The organism is Flavobacterium ovatum (assembly GCF_040703125.1).
Taxonomy (GTDB): domain Bacteria; phylum Bacteroidota; class Bacteroidia; order Flavobacteriales; family Flavobacteriaceae; genus Flavobacterium; species Flavobacterium ovatum.
Map to the genome: position 1 here is coordinate 1,522,268 of NZ_CP160035.1, position 16,625 is coordinate 1,538,892.

General features: G+C 33.6%; 12 protein-coding genes. 4 read left to right on the plus strand and 8 right to left on the minus strand.

Annotated features, from left to right (window positions below; translation table 11 throughout):
• Window positions 1-135: 135 nt before the first annotated feature.
• Both ABZP37_RS06545 and ABZP37_RS06550 read right to left on the minus strand, forming a co-directional pair.
• On the minus strand, window positions 136-2,352 hold the full coding sequence (locus tag ABZP37_RS06545; RefSeq protein WP_366186643.1) for a nitric-oxide reductase large subunit: 2,217 nt from the start codon (window positions 2,350-2,352) through the stop codon (window positions 136-138).
• A 19-nt stretch (window positions 2,353-2,371) separates the two neighbouring features.
• Window positions 2,372-2,707: a cupin gene (locus ABZP37_RS06550; RefSeq protein ID WP_366186645.1), complete on the minus strand. Its 336-nt coding sequence runs from the start codon at window positions 2,705-2,707 to the stop codon at window positions 2,372-2,374.
• Between the two features lie 392 nt (window positions 2,708-3,099).
• Here ABZP37_RS06550 and ABZP37_RS06555 point away from each other — a divergent pair, with 392 nt between their 5' ends.
• Entirely contained in the window at window positions 3,100-3,915 is an 816-nt protein-coding gene (locus ABZP37_RS06555) for an MOSC N-terminal beta barrel domain-containing protein (protein ID WP_366186647.1), read from the plus strand.
• Between the two features lie 67 nt (window positions 3,916-3,982).
• Here the strand turns inward: ABZP37_RS06555 and ABZP37_RS06560 are convergent, their stop codons facing one another.
• Together ABZP37_RS06560 and ABZP37_RS06565 are read right to left on the minus strand one after the other, a co-directional pair.
• Window positions 3,983-4,375 (minus strand): response regulator, encoded by a 393-nt coding sequence (locus tag ABZP37_RS06560; RefSeq protein ID WP_366186649.1) that lies wholly within the window; start codon window positions 4,373-4,375, stop codon window positions 3,983-3,985.
• Window positions 4,362-6,773, minus strand: coding sequence for a PAS domain S-box protein (locus tag ABZP37_RS06565; protein ID WP_366186651.1), 2,412 nt, complete (start codon window positions 6,771-6,773; stop codon window positions 4,362-4,364). The genes ABZP37_RS06560 and ABZP37_RS06565 overlap by 14 nt, the downstream gene beginning before the upstream one ends.
• 354 nt (window positions 6,774-7,127) lie before the next feature.
• Here ABZP37_RS06565 and ABZP37_RS06570 point away from each other — a divergent pair, with 354 nt between their 5' ends.
• The 3 genes from ABZP37_RS06570 to clpX all read left to right on the plus strand — a co-directional run bounded on the left by ABZP37_RS06570 (window position 7,128) and on the right by clpX (window position 10,690).
• Window positions 7,128-8,453: a trigger factor gene (locus ABZP37_RS06570; RefSeq protein WP_366186653.1), complete on the plus strand. Its 1,326-nt coding sequence runs from the start codon at window positions 7,128-7,130 to the stop codon at window positions 8,451-8,453.
• Window positions 8,454-8,705: 252 nt separating this feature from the next.
• Entirely contained in the window at window positions 8,706-9,380 is a 675-nt protein-coding gene (gene clpP / locus ABZP37_RS06575; protein WP_366186655.1) for an ATP-dependent Clp endopeptidase proteolytic subunit ClpP, read from the plus strand.
• 77 nt (window positions 9,381-9,457) lie between these two features.
• On the plus strand, window positions 9,458-10,690 hold the full coding sequence (gene clpX, locus ABZP37_RS06580; RefSeq protein WP_366186657.1) for an ATP-dependent Clp protease ATP-binding subunit ClpX: 1,233 nt from the start codon (window positions 9,458-9,460) through the stop codon (window positions 10,688-10,690).
• Window positions 10,691-10,927: 237 nt separating this feature from the next.
• On the opposite strand, the gene ABZP37_RS06585 is transcribed toward clpX, so the two are convergent.
• From ABZP37_RS06585 to ABZP37_RS06600, 4 genes are all read right to left on the minus strand, one after another.
• Window positions 10,928-11,767 carry a T9SS type A sorting domain-containing protein gene (locus tag ABZP37_RS06585; RefSeq protein ID WP_366186659.1) on the minus strand — a complete coding sequence of 280 codons (840 nt, stop codon included), beginning with the start codon at window positions 11,765-11,767 and terminating at the stop codon, window positions 10,928-10,930.
• A 164-nt stretch (window positions 11,768-11,931) separates the two neighbouring features.
• Window positions 11,932-13,065, minus strand: coding sequence for a glycoside hydrolase family 5 protein (locus tag ABZP37_RS06590; protein WP_366186661.1), 1,134 nt, complete (start codon window positions 13,063-13,065; stop codon window positions 11,932-11,934).
• A gap of 39 nt (window positions 13,066-13,104) precedes the next feature.
• Window positions 13,105-14,967 (minus strand): glycoside hydrolase family 2 TIM barrel-domain containing protein, encoded by a 1,863-nt coding sequence (locus ABZP37_RS06595; RefSeq protein ID WP_366186663.1) that lies wholly within the window; start codon window positions 14,965-14,967, stop codon window positions 13,105-13,107.
• 29 nt (window positions 14,968-14,996) lie between these two features.
• Window positions 14,997-16,610, minus strand: coding sequence for a RagB/SusD family nutrient uptake outer membrane protein (locus tag ABZP37_RS06600; RefSeq protein WP_366186665.1), 1,614 nt, complete (start codon window positions 16,608-16,610; stop codon window positions 14,997-14,999).
• Between the last annotated feature and the right edge of the window lie 15 nt (window positions 16,611-16,625).

Below are 16,625 nucleotides of genomic sequence, written 5' to 3' on the forward strand. Positions count from 1 at the left end.
GGATTGAATAATTTAGAAGACACTAAGTCTAACTAGAAAAGTAGTTGTAGTGCTCGTTTCATTAAATTAAAAAAGCCTTTATAGAGAATTGCTATTCTCCATAAAGGCTTTTTATTACGAAATAAAAAGAAGTTGTTAATCTTTTCTTTTCAAGTTATAAATGGTTTCACTTACCGTAAACCAACAGAAGTAGAAAATACCCACCGAGAAGATTATATCTCCAACCATTCGCATCCACTTTAATGTTTGGATTGTTGGTGAATAAAGTAATTCTGAATCTCTAGCAAAAGAATATCCTTTGGTGATAGAAGTATAGGCTTGAATAATTCCGATTGGTAATAAACTAAGAACAACCATGGCGATAAGACCAATATTCAATGCCCAAAAAGCAATTTTTAATTTCTTCTCATTCCAAACTCTATCAGAATAGAAGCGCAAGCAAATCAAAATGAATCCCATTCCCAACATTCCGTACACTCCAAACAATGCCGTATGTGCATGGACAGCCGTCGTGTTCAATCCTTGTATGTAATAGAGAGCAATAGGAGGATTGATGATGAAACCAAATACTCCAGCTCCTAAAAAGTTCCAAAAAGAAACCGCAATAAAGAAGAAGATAGGCCATTTGTATTTTTGCATCCAAGCCGTACTTTTTAATAAACTCCAGTTTTCTCTAATTTCAAATCCCATTAAAGTAAGTGGAACTACTTCTAGAGCACTAAAGGTGGCGCCAAGCGCAATTGCTTTTACAGGTGTTCCAGAAAAATACAAATGATGTAAGGTTCCAAGGATTCCTCCAGCTAAAAAGATGGTTGCTGAAGCGACAGAAACTCTTCCCGCAGTTTTTTCTGAAATGATTTTTAATTGAGAGAAAATGTAAGCGATAACTACCGTTGCAAATACTTCAAAGAAGCCTTCTACCCAAAGATGAACCAACCACCATCTCCAATAATTAATTACGGGCAAACTACTGTTTTCTCCATACATTAAACCAGAGAAAAAGAACATTCCAATTGCCATTACAGAAATTAATAATATCGTTAGCAATGATTTTGAATTGTCATTTCTACGAATAGCAAGTAGAATGTGTTGACTTACCATAAGTACCCATAAAACGAGTCCTACTCCCAATAAAATCTGCCAGAAACGGCCTAAATCCATGTATTCATACCCTTGGTGACCAAAGAAAAAGTTGGTAGTTAAATCCAAAAATTGATGAACCCCTAACCATTCTCCAAACATAGACCCTAGAACGATAATCAATAATGCAATGAATAGAAAATTAATTCCCAAAATATGATACTTCATTTCTTTGCCAGAAATCATTGGCGCCAAGAATAATCCTGTGGCTAACCAAGTAGCTGCAATCCAAAAAACGGCCAACTGAGTATGCCATGTTCTCGTAATTGAATACGGTAGAAATTGTGAAATCTCAAAGCCAAAAAAGGCTTGCCCTTCAACGGTATAATGCACGGTTATGATTCCTAATACAACTTGCAGTGCAATTAGAAAACAGATAATAAGAAAGTATTTTAAAACCGCTTTTTGAGACGGTAATAATTTCAGATTGTCTAAAGGATCTGATTTTGGTTTGGTAACGATATCTCCTTTTTCATGATTAAGAAGGTAGTAATACGTCAATATTCCAATGAATAATAACAACAATACAATTGATAAACCAGACCAAATAATAGAACTATCAGTAATGTTGTTGTCTATTAAAGGCTCGTGTGGCCAGTTCGAAGTATAGGTGTAATCAAGATTTGGTCTATTGGTACTAGCTGCCCAAGAAGTCCAGAATAAAAAGGCATTTAGTTGCGCTAATTTTTTGGTATCTGTCAATGCACCTCTCGGAATCGCGTATTCCTCTTTACCCTCCGAGAAAATTTTAGTGTAATGTTCCGTATTACTCTTAATGGCATTCAAACGATCCGCTGATATAGTGAAGTTTTTTGTACCTTCATCATAGGTATTTGTTTTAATGTCTTTTATTAATCGTGCTTTTAGAGCGGCTTTCTTTTCAACATCAAGTTGATCATAAGGCATGTTGAATTCTGTTGCCCAATGTTCAAGCATAAAAACGGCCTCTTTGTGTATCCAGTCGGCGGTCCAATCGGGCGCTACGTAGCTACCGTGTCCCCAAATGGATCCCACTTCCATTCCACCAATAGATTCCCAAACATTCTGACCTATTTGGATGTCTTCTTTAGTGTAAACAACTTCTCCTGTACTTTGGAGTATTACTTTTTCGGGAATGGGAGGTTGTGTTTGGTAAACTTCTTTACCAACTCCTATGAGGACTATAAATGAGATTGTTACCACACTTATAAATGCTATCCAGGTTTTTTTCATTTTTGTTTGTTTTAATTTATTATAGAATTGAATTAATACGTTCAATAGTGTCTTGTTTGTGAATGGTAAGACGAATTATTGAATCTGTAATGCCTTTTAAATCGTGGGGAACTGAAGCATCCAGCGTGATTATGTCTCCTCTGTTGAGTATTTGATTTTCTCCGTTGATACCAAATTCTATCGCGCCATCAAAAACTTCAATTACGATCGGAAATGGAGCCTGATGTTCTTTCATTAGCTGGTCTTTCTTTATTAAAATCCGAACTTCACTTGAGTAAGGAGTTTTTAATAATGCTTTAACGGCTGGTTTATGGTCGTTAAATTCTAGGTCTTCAGATAGAGAAACTTTTTGCATGAGCTTTTATGTTTAATTTTTATTAAATGATAAAAAGGTTTTTTTGTCCTTTTTTAAATATGATTGGGTCGAAAGTATTACTGTTTTTTTATTAATTGAAAATTTTAATTAGAACTTCTATTTTTAATGATTCTAATTAAATGTTGATGCAAAAGTAGCGTAAATTTAATAAAAGACAACCATGTCTTTTATTAAATTTGCTTTTATTTTAAGTAGGAATATATATTGAATGGTAGTTTACATATCCTGTTATTGGTGAAAGCATTATGATAGAGTTGTTTGTGTTGTTTTACGTTGCTTTTATTTATGAATTCAAAGCTAGGTGCTTTAAATTTCTAACTTTCGATTACTAATGAAAAAATCTTTGTTAATTTTGAAATAAAATTTAGAATATGCTTCAACTTTCAGAATTGTGGATTTATCCCATAAAATCACTGGCAGGGATATCTTTAAAACAATCTCAAGTAACTGCTCGTGGATTAGAGTTTGATCGACGATGGATGTTGGTTGATGATGAAGGGATTTTTATTAATCAAAGAAATTATCCCGAATTAGCCTTGTTTCAAATTAAAATAGAAGATGATTTTCTGGTAGTAACTCATCCTAATAATTTAGAATTGAATGTGAGAATTTTGCTTTCGCAAAAGAATAGCAATTCTAAAACGAATGTTATGGTTTGGGAGGACACTGTTGAAGCCGTTATTATAGAAGAATCCGTTTCAAATTGGTTTTCGCAAATTTTAGGTTTTTCTGTTCGACTGGTTTATATGCCAGATGAAAGTCAACGAAAAGTAGATCCTGATTTTGCTATTACCTCTGACGATATTACGTCTTTCTCAGATGGTTTTCCATTTTTGATTATTGGACAATCATCTTTGGATGATTTGAATAGTAGATTGGTAGATGTAGTTACCATTCAACGATTTCGACCCAATTTTGTTTTCACAGGAGGAGAAGCTTATGAGGAAGAAAGCTGGAAGGAATTTAGTATTGACAGGCTTTTATTTCAAGGTGTAAAACCCAGTGGACGTTGTGCGATGATTACCGTAAACCCGGAAAAGGGTGTTTTTTCAGGTAAAGAACCTTTGTTTACTTTGTCTCAATATAAAAAAGCAGGCAATAAAGTGATTTTTGGTCAAAATGCAATTGCCAAGGAAAATGGATCACTACAAGTTGGAGACACTATAAAGTTGCTGTCTAAAAAATAAGCAACGCCTCTAGTCTGTTTTTGAGGAATAAGAAAAGAGGAGTTGCTTTTTTTGAATTTTATAGAAATTATAATTCTTGTAATATTGCTTTTATTTCGCCAAGGGTGATAGGCTTGACTAGGTATTTACCGTTAAGGTTGAATTTCTCTGCATGAATTTTATCTTCAGAATTTACAGAACTGGTTAATATAAAAATGTTAATCTTTGATTCTATTGGAATTTTCAGAAACTCTTCTAAAAATTGCCATCCATCCCAAATAGGCATATTAAGGTCTAATAATATAATTTCAGGTAGTTTTTGTGAGGCAGTAATAATAGCTTTTAATTGATCGTAGGCTTCTTTCCCGTTTTTATAAACCATGATATTCTCCACTAATCCTGAAAGTTCTATATATTTTTTGGTAATAAATAAATGAGTTGGGTCATCTTCAATAATGCAAACTTGATCAATTTTTTTCATATTCTAAATATATTTTAAAAGTAGTACCTACGTTTATTTCACTTTCAACTTCAATTTTACCATTCATCGCATCAATTTGGTTTTTCGTGATAAATAAACCAATACCTCTTGAGTCAGCATGGTTGTGAAATGTTTTATACATACCAAAAAGCTTTTCGCCGTGTTTTTCTAAATTAATACCAAGTCCGTTATCAACGAATTTTAATATAATGTAGTCATTTGACTTTTCAGAAATGATTTTCAAATAGCTATCTCTTTCGGTTGAACTGTATTTTATAGCATTAGTCATGAAATTCATAACAATACTATCCAAATAGGCAGGTATTGCCTTTACCATTGTAGTAGTGTCAACTTCATTAACAATTGTAATGTTAGCCTTTTTTGCTTGAGTCATTAAACTGTTAATGTTGCTCTCTAGTACAGGGTGCAAATAAGTGGAGATCGATTTTTCTTTGTTAGATAAATTGATCTGAACTACTTCTGTAAGGTGTTTGATGGTTTCCGTAAGGTTTATAGATGATTTTCTTAAATATTCAAAAATTTCTGTTTGGCTAAAAGTTGGAAATTCCGACTCGATTAATTCAATTAATGAGGAGATTCCTCCTGAATGTGAACGTAAATTGTGTGAAACAATATAGGCAAAGTTTTTTAATCGATCATTTTGAGATTTTGCAATTTCTAGAAGGTCCTGTGTCTCTTTTTCAGATTTTTTAGTTTCAGTAATATCAACAGCTACACCAAGAAACCCTGTAATGTTACCTTCGTGTTTGATAGCTGTAATGGATAATAATATAGGGAGAGTAGTGCCGTCTTTTCTTTTGTAGGTCCACTCTTTAGTTTCAGGGATTCCTTTTTTAGCTTTTGCTACAAATACATCAAGTCCTTCTATTTTTTCTCCTAATTCATTAGATAGTTCTAGAGCGGAGGCTCTTACTTCCTCTTCTATATAAAGGATTTTAGGATTTTGTTTATTAATAAGTTCCACCGCACTGTAACCTAACATTTGTTCGGCACCTTTGTTGAATAAATTGATCGTTCCCTCTAAGTTTGTTCCTATAATTGCCACTTGTGTATTAGCATCTAATATGGCTTGTGTATTTGATAGTATATTCGCTAATTGCAGTTCAGTCTGTTTAAGGGCTGTAATGTCGATAATCTGTGAGACAAAGTACAAGAGTTTGCCTTCATCATTTTTCACCATAGAAACGGCTAATATTATATATACGATTTGTCCATTCTTATGAAAATAGCGTTTCTCTAAAGTATAGTTGTCGCGTTTACCCTGAATTAATTCTCTTAATAAAAATAAATCAGAAGCTTTGTCTTCGGGGTGGGTAATGTCTTGAAACGTAAGGTCTATGAATTCTTTATCTGAATAGCCTAAAATTTGACAAAGTTTTTTGTTTACTTTTAGCCATCTCCCTTTCTCATCAAGTAATGCCATTCCAATAGCACCATGTTCAAAGTTTCCTCTAAAAGCTTCTTCACTTATACGAAGTTGATCTTCGGTGTTTTTACGTTCAGTGATGTCTTGAAAAATACCAATAAGTTTGGTTGCTTTATCTTTTTCTTCCCATACTCTTCCAGAAGAACGTACCCATTTTAAGTTGTTTTTTGCTGAAATAAAACGGCAAATAACGTCATAAGGCTCTCCTGTTTTTATCGTTTCTTCAATTGCGTTAAGAATAATGTGTCTATCCTCAGGGTGGTAATAGTTGATTGCTTTGTCTTTGTTAGGATCAAAATCGTCAGAGACTTCATATATAGCATACACCTCTTCAGTCCATAAGGTTTGTCCTGTTTCTAAATCTAATTCCCAAGCTCCTACATGATTCGTTCTTTGACTTTCTTTAAAGAGCTCAGTGATTTTTTTTAACTTAGTGTTTTGCTCATCGAGTACTAATGTTTTACGTCTTAAATCAAGTAATTTCATTACTTGATTTGAAAGCATTTTTAGAGAGTCAATTTGATTTTTAGTAAGTTTCTTAGGTTTGTCGTCAATAATACATAATGTGCCTAAAGGAAATCCATTTTCGTTTACCAATGACATTCCAGCATAAAAAATCACTTTAGGTTCACCCGTTACTAAAGGGTTGTCAAAAAATCGCTCGTCTTTGGTAGCGTCTTCAATTAGGAATAATTCGTTTGGAGTATTGATGGCATGCCCGCAAAAAGCAAATTCTTTTGGTGTTTCTCTAGCGTTTACACCATGATGCGATAAAAACCATTGTTTGTCTTCGGTGATTAAACTTATTAAAGAAATTTTAGTGCCACAAATTTCAGCAGCCATATGGGTCAAAAAATCATAATCAGCACTTTCAAGCTCACCAATGATTTTGTATGAATCAAGCTCATGTAGCCTTTCTGTTTCATTTTTCGGGATGTTAGGCTCTTTCATAATTTATTGTAGTGGTATTTATGTTATAAAAGTAAGATTATTATTGTGCGAATCAAATTTTTTTTAAACTTTAAGGTTATTTTAAGTTGCGATTTTGGTATAAGTTTTTTTTTTATGTGAAGAGTGTAAGGTTGAAGAGAAGTGCTTTTATAGTTATCTATAAAAATTAAAGGATGTTTTGATGCTTAATTCGTTGTAGAAATATGGGAGCTGAATCCCTCTAGATCAAAATTGAATTGAAGGAAGATTCCTTGAGGTAAACTCCTTGAAATTCAATAAATAAAAATGCTTGTTTGGGTTGCAAAAATTTCTTAAATTTGCAACCCAATTTTATTATGTAAATTAAAGAAGAAGATGGATATTAAAAGAGTAGCAATAGACGCTGTAAGCGAAACGATTGTAATGAATGTGGTACACATGGATTACAAAGGTCAAGTAGCTAAAAGAATCAACGAAAAAATGCCTTTGGCGCAAGTAAAAGGATTTAGAAAAGGAGCTGTGCCTAAAGGAGTTGTTGAAAAACAATACGGAAGAGAAATCAAACAAGAAGAAATTAAAAAAGTTGTTGATTTAGCTCTTGAGCGTTACATTCAATCAGAAAGATTGAATCTTTTAGGAACTCCACTTCCTGTTGTTAATGAAGGATTAGATTGGTCTGCTGAAGAATTGACTTTTGAATTCGAAATTGGTTTAGTGCCAAACTTCGAATTGGATTTAGAAGCTGAGAACCAAATCGTAAAATATGTAGTTACTGCTGACGATAAATTAATTGACGGTCAAGTTGAGCGTATCCAAAAACAATTTGGCACAGCAATTCCACAAGAAGCAGTTACTGAAGGTGTTGATTTGAAAGGTATTTTTACCAACGAAGCGGAAGGAATAGGAAATACTACAACTATCGCATTGTCTGCTTTCAAAGACAAAGCGACTGCTGATAAATTTATCGGTAAAAAAGTAGGTGACGTAGTTACTGTTAATACAAAAGACTTGTTCGAAGACGCACATCAATTGATGGATTACTTAAAAGTAGCACACGATAATGTACATGATTTAGCAGTTGATGTTGATTTTACTATTGAAGAAATCACTACATCTGAGCCAGCTGAATTGAACCAAGAATTGTTTGATAAATTGTTTGGTGAAGGCACTGTAGCTTCTCTGGAGGAGTTGAAAGCTAAGATCAAAGAAGATGCTGAATCTCAATTTGCGCAACAAGCAGACCAAAAATTATTAGGTGATGTTACTGAGTTTTTAATTGAAAGTACAAAATTCGAATTGCCAGCAACTTTCCTTAAAAAATGGTTGCAAACGGTAGGTGAGAAAAAATTATCTCCTGAAGAAGCTGAAGTTGAATATACTCGTTCTGAAAAAGGATTGCGTTTTCAATTGATCGAAGGTAGAGCAATGTCTCAAACTGACATCAAAGTTTCTTTTGAAGATTTGAAAACTTTTACAACCAAAAATATCCGTCAACAAATGGCGCAATTTGGTCAAACAAATCCATCTGACGAAGAAGTTCAAGGAATTGTAGCTAGAGTGTTGTCAAACCAAGACGAAGTGAAAAGACTTTCTGAGCAAGTAGTTGCTGAGAAATTGTTGGAAGTGTTCAAAGAAAAAGCAAAACCAACTATCAAAGAAGTTACTTACGATGAATTTATTGCTGCGTCTTACGGAGAATAATTTGAAGTTAGAGGTAAGAAAGTTAGAGGTAAGAAGTTAGATGTTGAATGTCGATTGATTTGAGAAAATCGTAATAAGCACCAACACCTGATAACTTTATAATTTTATTACTAAAACTAAATAATAAAAATTAAGTATATTTGAGCGTCAGAAAAATATTTTTTGACGCTCTTTGTTTTTTAGTTTAAGGTTTTATGTTCAAACTAGAACAACCTTAAGCTTTAAACTTTAAACTTTAAACTTTTTTAAAAAATGAATTACGGTAAAGAATTTAAAAAATTTGCTACAAAGCACCAAGGCGTAAATGCAATGTATTATGATAAAATCATTGCTGCTATGAATCCTACCAATATGACTCCTTATATTATAGAAGAACGTCAATTGAATATTTCTCAATTGGATGTTTTTTCGAGATTAATGATGGATAGAATTATATTTCTAGGTACAGGAATCGATGATCAAATTGCAAATATTGTACAAGCACAATTATTATTCTTAGAAAGCGCAGATGCTTCAAAAGATATTCAAATTTATTTGAACTCTCCAGGAGGAAGTGTTTATGCAGGTTTAGGGATTTATGATACCATGCAGTACATCAAACCAGATGTAGCAACAATCTGTACAGGAATGGCTGCTTCTATGGGAGCGGTATTATTATGTGCTGGTGCAGAAGGAAAACGTTCTGCTTTGCCACATTCAAGAGTAATGATTCACCAACCATCAGGAGGAGCACAAGGTGTCGCTACTGATATGGAAATCAACTTACGCGAAATGTTGAAATTGAAAGATGAATTATATAAAATCATTTCACAACATTCTGGACAAACTTTCGAGAAAGTACACAACGATAGTGAACGTGATTACTGGATGATTGCTGATGAAGCAAAAGAATACGGAATGATTGATGAAGTGTTGAGAAGAAGTTAAATAAAAGTTAGAGGTTAGAAGTTAGAGGTACGTATGGTGACCTCTAACTTCTAATTTCCAACTTCTAAGCTTAAAAAATGGCAAAAGAAAAATTAGAATGTTCATTTTGTGGACGAAAGAAGCCCGAAACCAATTTACTAATTGCTGGGATTGATGCACACATTTGTGATAAATGTATCGAGCAAGCACACGGAATTGTACTTGAAGAAATAAAATCAGGTAAAGGGACAAATGCAGTGGGAGATTTGATTTTGCAAAAGCCGAAAGAAATTAGAGCTTTTCTAGATCAATATGTAATTGGACAGGATCAAACCAAAAAAGTAATGTCGGTTGCGGTTTATAATCACTATAAACGTTTGATGCAACAGCAACAAGACGATGAGGTAGAGATTGAAAAAAGTAACATCATCATGGTTGGGCAAACGGGAACTGGAAAAACATTGGTTGCAAAAACAATTGCAAAAATGTTAGATGTTCCTTTGGCAATCGTTGATGCAACTGTATTGACAGAAGCCGGTTATGTAGGTGAAGATGTTGAGAGTATTTTGACACGTTTATTGCAAGCTGCAGATTATGATGTTGCCAAAGCAGAACGCGGAATCGTATTTATTGACGAAATCGATAAAATTGCTCGTAAGAGTGATAATCCATCTATTACTAGAGATGTTTCTGGTGAAGGGGTGCAACAAGCCTTACTTAAATTATTGGAAGGAACAGTTGTGAACGTACCCCCAAAAGGTGGACGTAAACACCCAGACCAAAAATTTGTTGAGGTAAATACACAAGATATTTTGTTTATCGCTGGTGGTGCTTTTGACGGAATCGAAAGAATTATTTCGAAACGTTTAAATCGTCAAGCAGTTGGATATTCGACTTCAAAAAATGAAGACAATATCGATAAAGACAATTTGTTGCAATACATCATTCCAAAAGATATTAAAGATTTTGGATTGATTCCAGAAATCATTGGTCGTTTACCAGTATTGACACATATGGATCCGTTGGATAGAGAAACGTTACGTTCTATTTTAACAAAACCAAAAAATGCGTTAATCAAGCAGTACCAAAAGTTATTCTTGATGGATGACGTTGAATTTACAATTACCAACGAAGCTTTAGATTTTATAGTTGACAAAGCATTAGAATACAAATTGGGAGCACGTGGATTGCGTTCTCTTTGTGAAGCTATCTTAACCGATGCGATGTATGAATTGCCAAGTTCAGAAGATAAAATTCTAGAAATTGATGTCGATTATGCCAAGGAAACTTTGAATAAAAACTTATTGAAACGATTGGAGATTGCTTCTTAAGTAGCCTTAAAGTTTTAAATATACTAAATAAAGCTCAAAAACAACTGTTTTTGAGCTTTATTCGTTTACAAAGGTGCTTTAGTAGAGACCATTACTAAAAGTGTGAAGTTGAAAAGAAAATGCCCCCTTTTTTTATAGTCTAAAAAAAAACAGTAGTAAACTATTGCTTACTACTGTTTAATAATTGTACTCCAATGCGGTATTAATTATGATGTTTTTGAACTATCATTACACTAATTATTTTTTAATGAATTTAGTAGTGTATTTTTTTTCTTCGGATTCAATATTGATAATGTATGTTCCATTATTTAATGAAGAAACATCAATGTTTTCCATAGAATTTTTAGAACTTTTTGCTAAAACAGTTTGGCCTAATAAATTATAGATTTTTATTGATTTGATAGTCTCTAATGAATTTATATTTAAAACATTGGTAGCAGGGTTAGGAAATATCGAAGCGGTTAAAGTATTTTTTTCGTTAATTCCTAAAGTAACCATATTTGCTGAAGCATATGCATTGTCAAATGCGAAGTTATTATTTGGTGATACAACAACACCAGTAGCATCATTACTTCTGAAAACCAATATTTCTGATATTAAAGCCTTGCTAAATGCAATATTCTCGGGAATAAAATCAGCGAAAGGAATAGACATGAAATGCCATTGATTATCATTCGTAAATCCATAGCTATTTGAGGCTGGGTTAATGAGTACTTTTGCAGTAACTCCATTTCCTCTCATTCGAATAAAAAACTGAGTCGCTGAACTTGTTTTTATTGCTATGTTATAATAAGAGTAAGCAGATAAATCTACAGTTACATCAGCGGAATTAGTACTATTTCGAGGAAAAAATATGCCGTGAAAATAGGTTCCAGCGGCAGTATACGTTAGTAAGTAATTTTTGGTTCCTTCATAAGATGAAGTTGTTGATTCTGAGCCTGAAAAACCAGCTCCATTGTTAAACCTAAGGCTGTTAACTCCTGCTCCTATAGAAGCATCTTCTGTGTATATAGCATACGTTTGTGCATTTGCTATAAATGCAATTAAAAATAGTGTAATTAAGGTAATTTTTTTCATGATTAAATTATTTTAGTTATTAATTATGTAAAACTACATTCACACAATTGGTTTTCAGGGGCTGTTTATTCTTTAAAAGGGGGAGAATTGTACAAGGCATAAAAAAAGCAAGAATTTCTTTTTATAGAAATTCTTGCTTAAAATTATTTAGTAATGCAATAGGGTTATTGCAACATGTTGGGTACAATGTTGTTTGTGAAACTTGTACCTGCAGTATTTATTAAGGCAAACCATCCACGATCATCCCAAACACTATAAGACATAGATTGTGCTATGGTGGTCTTTGCAATTGTACGGTAAAAACCTCTTACAATATCTGTATTTCTTTCTCCTGCATTGCTGCTTCTACCTACTCCAAATTCTCCATAATGAATAGGAACATTTAGTTTAACTGATTGTATTTTGACATTTTGGATTCCAGTTTCAATAAACGAAGTCCCAGGAAAGGCAGCATTACTACCTGTCTCTCCACAAAACGCCCATGGATTATAAGTGTGTACTTGAATGGATATATAATTATCAGTACCTGCTCCTGGTAAACTAGCTTTGTCAGGATAAACGTTGGCAATATTCAACGCATTCCCTTGACCGTTTAGTCCAACCATTATAATTCTAGTGGTGTTATTTCCGCCAGTTGCTCTTATGGCATCATAACCTATTTTGTTTACTTTTCGAGTATAAGCTAATGCCGTTGCATTTGTAGGGTCAGGAAAAGGTCCAGAGCCATCTAATTCTCCCAAATTTCCTTCTGGTTCATTAAGAACTTCAAAAATTAATTTTTTTGAATGGTCTTTAAAATGGGTTGCAATCCCTGTCCAAAGTGTTTTGAATTTAGTGTCAAAAGCTTCCGAACCATCATAATTGTCTTTTAGCCAACTTTCGTGATGTGTATTTAGAATCACATACATATTTTGGCTTAGTGCATAATCGATTACTTTTACGAGTTCGATAAAACGTGCATTTTGCAAGTTGATATTTCCGTTAGCGTCAGCCAGTTTGTCTGTAAATCGGTCCATCCAAGTAGTTGGAATTCGAACATGTTTCATGCCTGCAGTTTTGTACAAATCAATTATAGGCTTGACACTTGCGAAAGTAGCCGTGTGTATATTAGTTTCAAAAGTATTTCCTAGATTGAAACCTGGTCCTAGTTCAAGTATTACTTTTTGAGCTGTTAAGGCATCCGTTGTTTCCGTATTGCCTTTGGATTCTCCATTTACAAATACAGCTTTGTCTTGGTGTGTACATGACAAAGAGCAAGCTATAGCAAGTACACCAAAAAATTTATAGATATTTTTCATTTTTTCATTTTTTTTAAATTAACAATAGTGCTACTTTGTTTAATTCATTTTTTTTGTTTCGTAATATTTTTGTAAAACATAAAAAGCTTTTTTCTTTATTCCTGTTTCAGAAATAAGCCCTTTTCTATTCCAAAAATTTTGATATATTGGGTTTTGACGTCGTGGGGACTTGAAGTCAACAAGAATCCAAGGAGTCATTCCTCTTAGTCCATCAATTTTTTCTAACATTTCCAGTTGTTTGATATAGAACAACTCCTGTAATTCTTCGCTCCACATGGTATCTTCATCTCCGTGAAAGCCAGCCAGAGCACCTGCACCAAATTCAGAAATAACAACTGGTTTATTGAATTTGATATCAAATGTATATTTAGGTAATTCTTTAGGCTCAGACCAATACCATCCGCCATATTCATTAAAGCTAGCCAAATCTAATTTGTTACCCAAAACGTCATCAACAGTTACGGTATAGCCATGGCGTTCCAATTCAAGAGCTGCCGCTACCAAGCGTGTATTGTCAATACTTCTCACTTTGTCTACCAGTTTACCCATGAAAATGTTTCTGTCTTTATTGATGGGAGTTTCATTCCCAACTGACCAAATAATGATACTGGCTCTGTTTTTATCTCTTTCAATCGCTACTGCCAATTGATTTTCAGCATTGTCATAGGTTTCTTGATTTGTCCAAGAGATGGTCCAATAAACGGGTACTTCTGCCCATACTAATAAACCAACTTCATCTGCCAACCTTAGCATTGTTTCATTGTGCGTGTAATGAGCTAATCTTATGTAATTACAGCCCAATTCTTTTGCCCAATTAAGCATCATTCGCATATCCCCTTCAGAACGGAATCTTCCACCTACAAGCGGGTTTTCGTCATGGACAGATATTCCTTTTAGAAAGATCGACTTACCATTCAGGAAAATATCTTTGTCAATTGTTTTTATAGTTCTAAAACCAATTTTATCGGTTACCTTATCTAATTTCGAAGAAACAATAACATTATAAAGTTTTGGAGTTTCTGGAGACCAGTACTGCACTTTTTTTACAGGGAAATTAAATTTAGCATACCCGTTCTCATCTACAGTATAAGTAGATTTGATTTTTAGCTCAGGAATTTCTACAACCACAGTCTCATTTTTCGCAGCATTTTTTAATTGAATAAAACCTTCTATTTGATCTTTATTATCCTTTGCAAGTTGCACTTTGTAATCTTCGATATAAATGCTAGGTGTGGAGATTAATAATACATCTCTAGTTATTCCACCATAATTCCACCAATCAGTATTAATGGTTGGGACAGCATCCTTTTTACGAGTATTATCTACCATTACTACGATAAAATTGTCACCGTCTTTTAGTTTTCCTGTGACATCAAATTGAAACGGAGTAAAACCACCCTTGTGAGTTCCGATTTTTTTTCCATTTAAATAAACGTGTGATTCGTAATTAACAGCAGCAAAATAGATAAAGTAGTTTTTGTCTTTTTTTGGTGTAACTACAAAGTCTTTCTTATACCATAGTGTTCCTTCATAAAATAAAAGACGCTGGTCTTGAGAGTTCCAATCACCAGGCACTTGTAATGATGGCTCAAACTCAAAGTTGTATTCAACTTTTGTTTTCTTATCAGTTGGATTCAAATTTTCATAAAATCCACCTGTACCATCTTTACTTTCATCAAATGGTTTCTGTCTGTAATCTAGATAGCCCATTTGATAAGGGTCAATGATGTATTTCCACTGACCGTTTAAACTTAATTTTTCTCTATTGAATACGTTTTGAATCGTTTTTTGACTATAGGTATTTAATTGAATTACCATAAAAGTCAAACAGACTAAAACCATTTCTTTATAATTCATTTTTGACATAGAATAATGTTGTTTTACAGATAGAAAAATATTCATAATAGATAATTTGTACTACTATGTTTTTCTTAATATCCAATATTAAATTGAGATGCATTTGCACCTATAATATCAATTTGACTTTGTGGTACTGGACAATTGATATAATGAGACCTCCAAGGAGTTATACTGCTATTAGCATCATTGGCTTCTGCACCAGTGTTATCACCATTTCTATAATGAAGCACAATTCTTTCACCAAGAAGTCCTAGTCGTTTTAATAAAAACCAACGGTTATTTTCGAATGCTAATTCTCTAGCTGATTCATCTAAATAAGTGTTTAAAGTCCAAGTTGTAAAATCGAAAGCTGATGGTGTGTTTGGATTTAATCCATAACCTCTACGTCTTACTTTGTTTATGTATCCTAAAGCTGTAACATCTTGTCCCAAATTATGATGTGCTTCAGATGCCAACAAAAGTGTTTCGGCATATCTGTAATAGATGTAGCTTTTATAGCTGTTTTCTGTCCCTACAAGCTTAGTCTGAAAATCAGCATATTTTTTTAAACTCCAATGGAATCTTCGGTAATTGTCTTCAGGAGCTGTAATAGGTTGCCCAAACCTAGGGTGTTTAGGATTGTTAACAAGATAAGAGGTATGGTTGTCAGGCCAGTAATATGTTGTAAATCTTTTGTCGTTTGTTTTGTCATAAAGAGACTTTAAGTAATTATTAGGGAAGAACCAGCCTAAAGATTGGCCACCATAATTAACATCCAAAATAACTTCGTTTCCAGCAGTTGCATCTGCTCCTGATTGTTTTTCATAAAGCCTTTGCGTAAAGACACTTCCTAACCAAAAACCACCTCCACCAGCTAAACCATCTCCATCTCCTAGTGATTGATTTTTTTGGTACACAAACAAAGCTTCACTATGGTTTACATTTTCTCCAAAAACTTGGTTTAAATCTACTAAATCGTGAGTTGTGTTTGTTATTATTGCATCAAATTGATCAGCAGCTTCTTGCCAATCTCCTGTCCACATAGCAGCTTTCCCTCTTATATGTCTTGCTACTCCTTGTCCATAACGGCCTGTTGAAACTTTCCAGTCTAAATTAGCTACAGCAAAGTCAAGATCAGCATTAATTACTCCAAAAACGGCTTCTTTTGTGGCTGCTTTATACTCAATTGGATCATTGAAATTAGTAGGCGTAGTAGGAACTGTATCTAATAAAATGGTTCCATACATGCTTATTAAATCTAAGTATAATTCTCCTCTAATAACTCTGGCTTGTGCAACAAGTTTGTTTTTTGCAGTTTGATCCATTGCAACAGCTCTAGAGTTTGTAATAATTGCAGACGCTCTGTCTATTATACGATAAGCATTTACCCATTTATCGCTTGGGAATCGAGAAGGCGTATGTTCGTTTGCTCCATAAGGAGTAAACCATGTTCTGTGAAGCCCTAAATCAGTAGCGGCAAGAAAAAATACATTAGCCTGTAGGTTCGTATTGTCTCCAGATGGCGCGTTGTACTGACGCATTCTGTTGTAAAGTGCATTCACCCCAACTTCTAATCCTTCAGGTGAATTGTATATGTAATCAACGGAAACTTTATCTATAACTTCTTCATCTAGGAATGACTCACATGATAAGAATGTAAGAGAAACTAAAAGTGTTGATATGATAAAATATTTTATTTTTTTCATAATCTGTTTATTTAA

What these genes read in the sequence shown, in the direction of transcription:
- ABZP37_RS06545 (WP_366186643.1), bottom strand. Translation starts at nt 2,352, where the DNA reads ATGAAAAAAACCTGGATAGCATTTATAAGTGTGGTAACAATCTCATTT.
- ABZP37_RS06550 (WP_366186645.1), bottom strand. Translation starts at nt 2,707, where the DNA reads ATGCAAAAAGTTTCTCTATCTGAAGACCTAGAATTTAACGACCATAAA.
- ABZP37_RS06555 (WP_366186647.1), top strand. Translation starts at nt 3,100, where the DNA reads ATGCTTCAACTTTCAGAATTGTGGATTTATCCCATAAAATCACTGGCA.
- ABZP37_RS06560 (WP_366186649.1), bottom strand. Translation starts at nt 4,375, where the DNA reads ATGAAAAAAATTGATCAAGTTTGCATTATTGAAGATGACCCAACTCAT.
- ABZP37_RS06565 (WP_366186651.1), bottom strand. Translation starts at nt 6,773, where the DNA reads ATGAAAGAGCCTAACATCCCGAAAAATGAAACAGAAAGGCTACATGAG.
- ABZP37_RS06570 (WP_366186653.1), top strand. Translation starts at nt 7,128, where the DNA reads ATGGATATTAAAAGAGTAGCAATAGACGCTGTAAGCGAAACGATTGTA.
- clpP (WP_366186655.1), top strand. Translation starts at nt 8,706, where the DNA reads ATGAATTACGGTAAAGAATTTAAAAAATTTGCTACAAAGCACCAAGGC.
- clpX (WP_366186657.1), top strand. Translation starts at nt 9,458, where the DNA reads ATGGCAAAAGAAAAATTAGAATGTTCATTTTGTGGACGAAAGAAGCCC.
- ABZP37_RS06585 (WP_366186659.1), bottom strand. Translation starts at nt 11,767, where the DNA reads ATGAAAAAAATTACCTTAATTACACTATTTTTAATTGCATTTATAGCA.
- ABZP37_RS06590 (WP_366186661.1), bottom strand. Translation starts at nt 13,065, where the DNA reads ATGAAAAATATCTATAAATTTTTTGGTGTACTTGCTATAGCTTGCTCT.
- ABZP37_RS06595 (WP_366186663.1), bottom strand. Translation starts at nt 14,967, where the DNA reads ATGAATATTTTTCTATCTGTAAAACAACATTATTCTATGTCAAAAATG.
- ABZP37_RS06600 (WP_366186665.1), bottom strand. Translation starts at nt 16,610, where the DNA reads ATGAAAAAAATAAAATATTTTATCATATCAACACTTTTAGTTTCTCTT.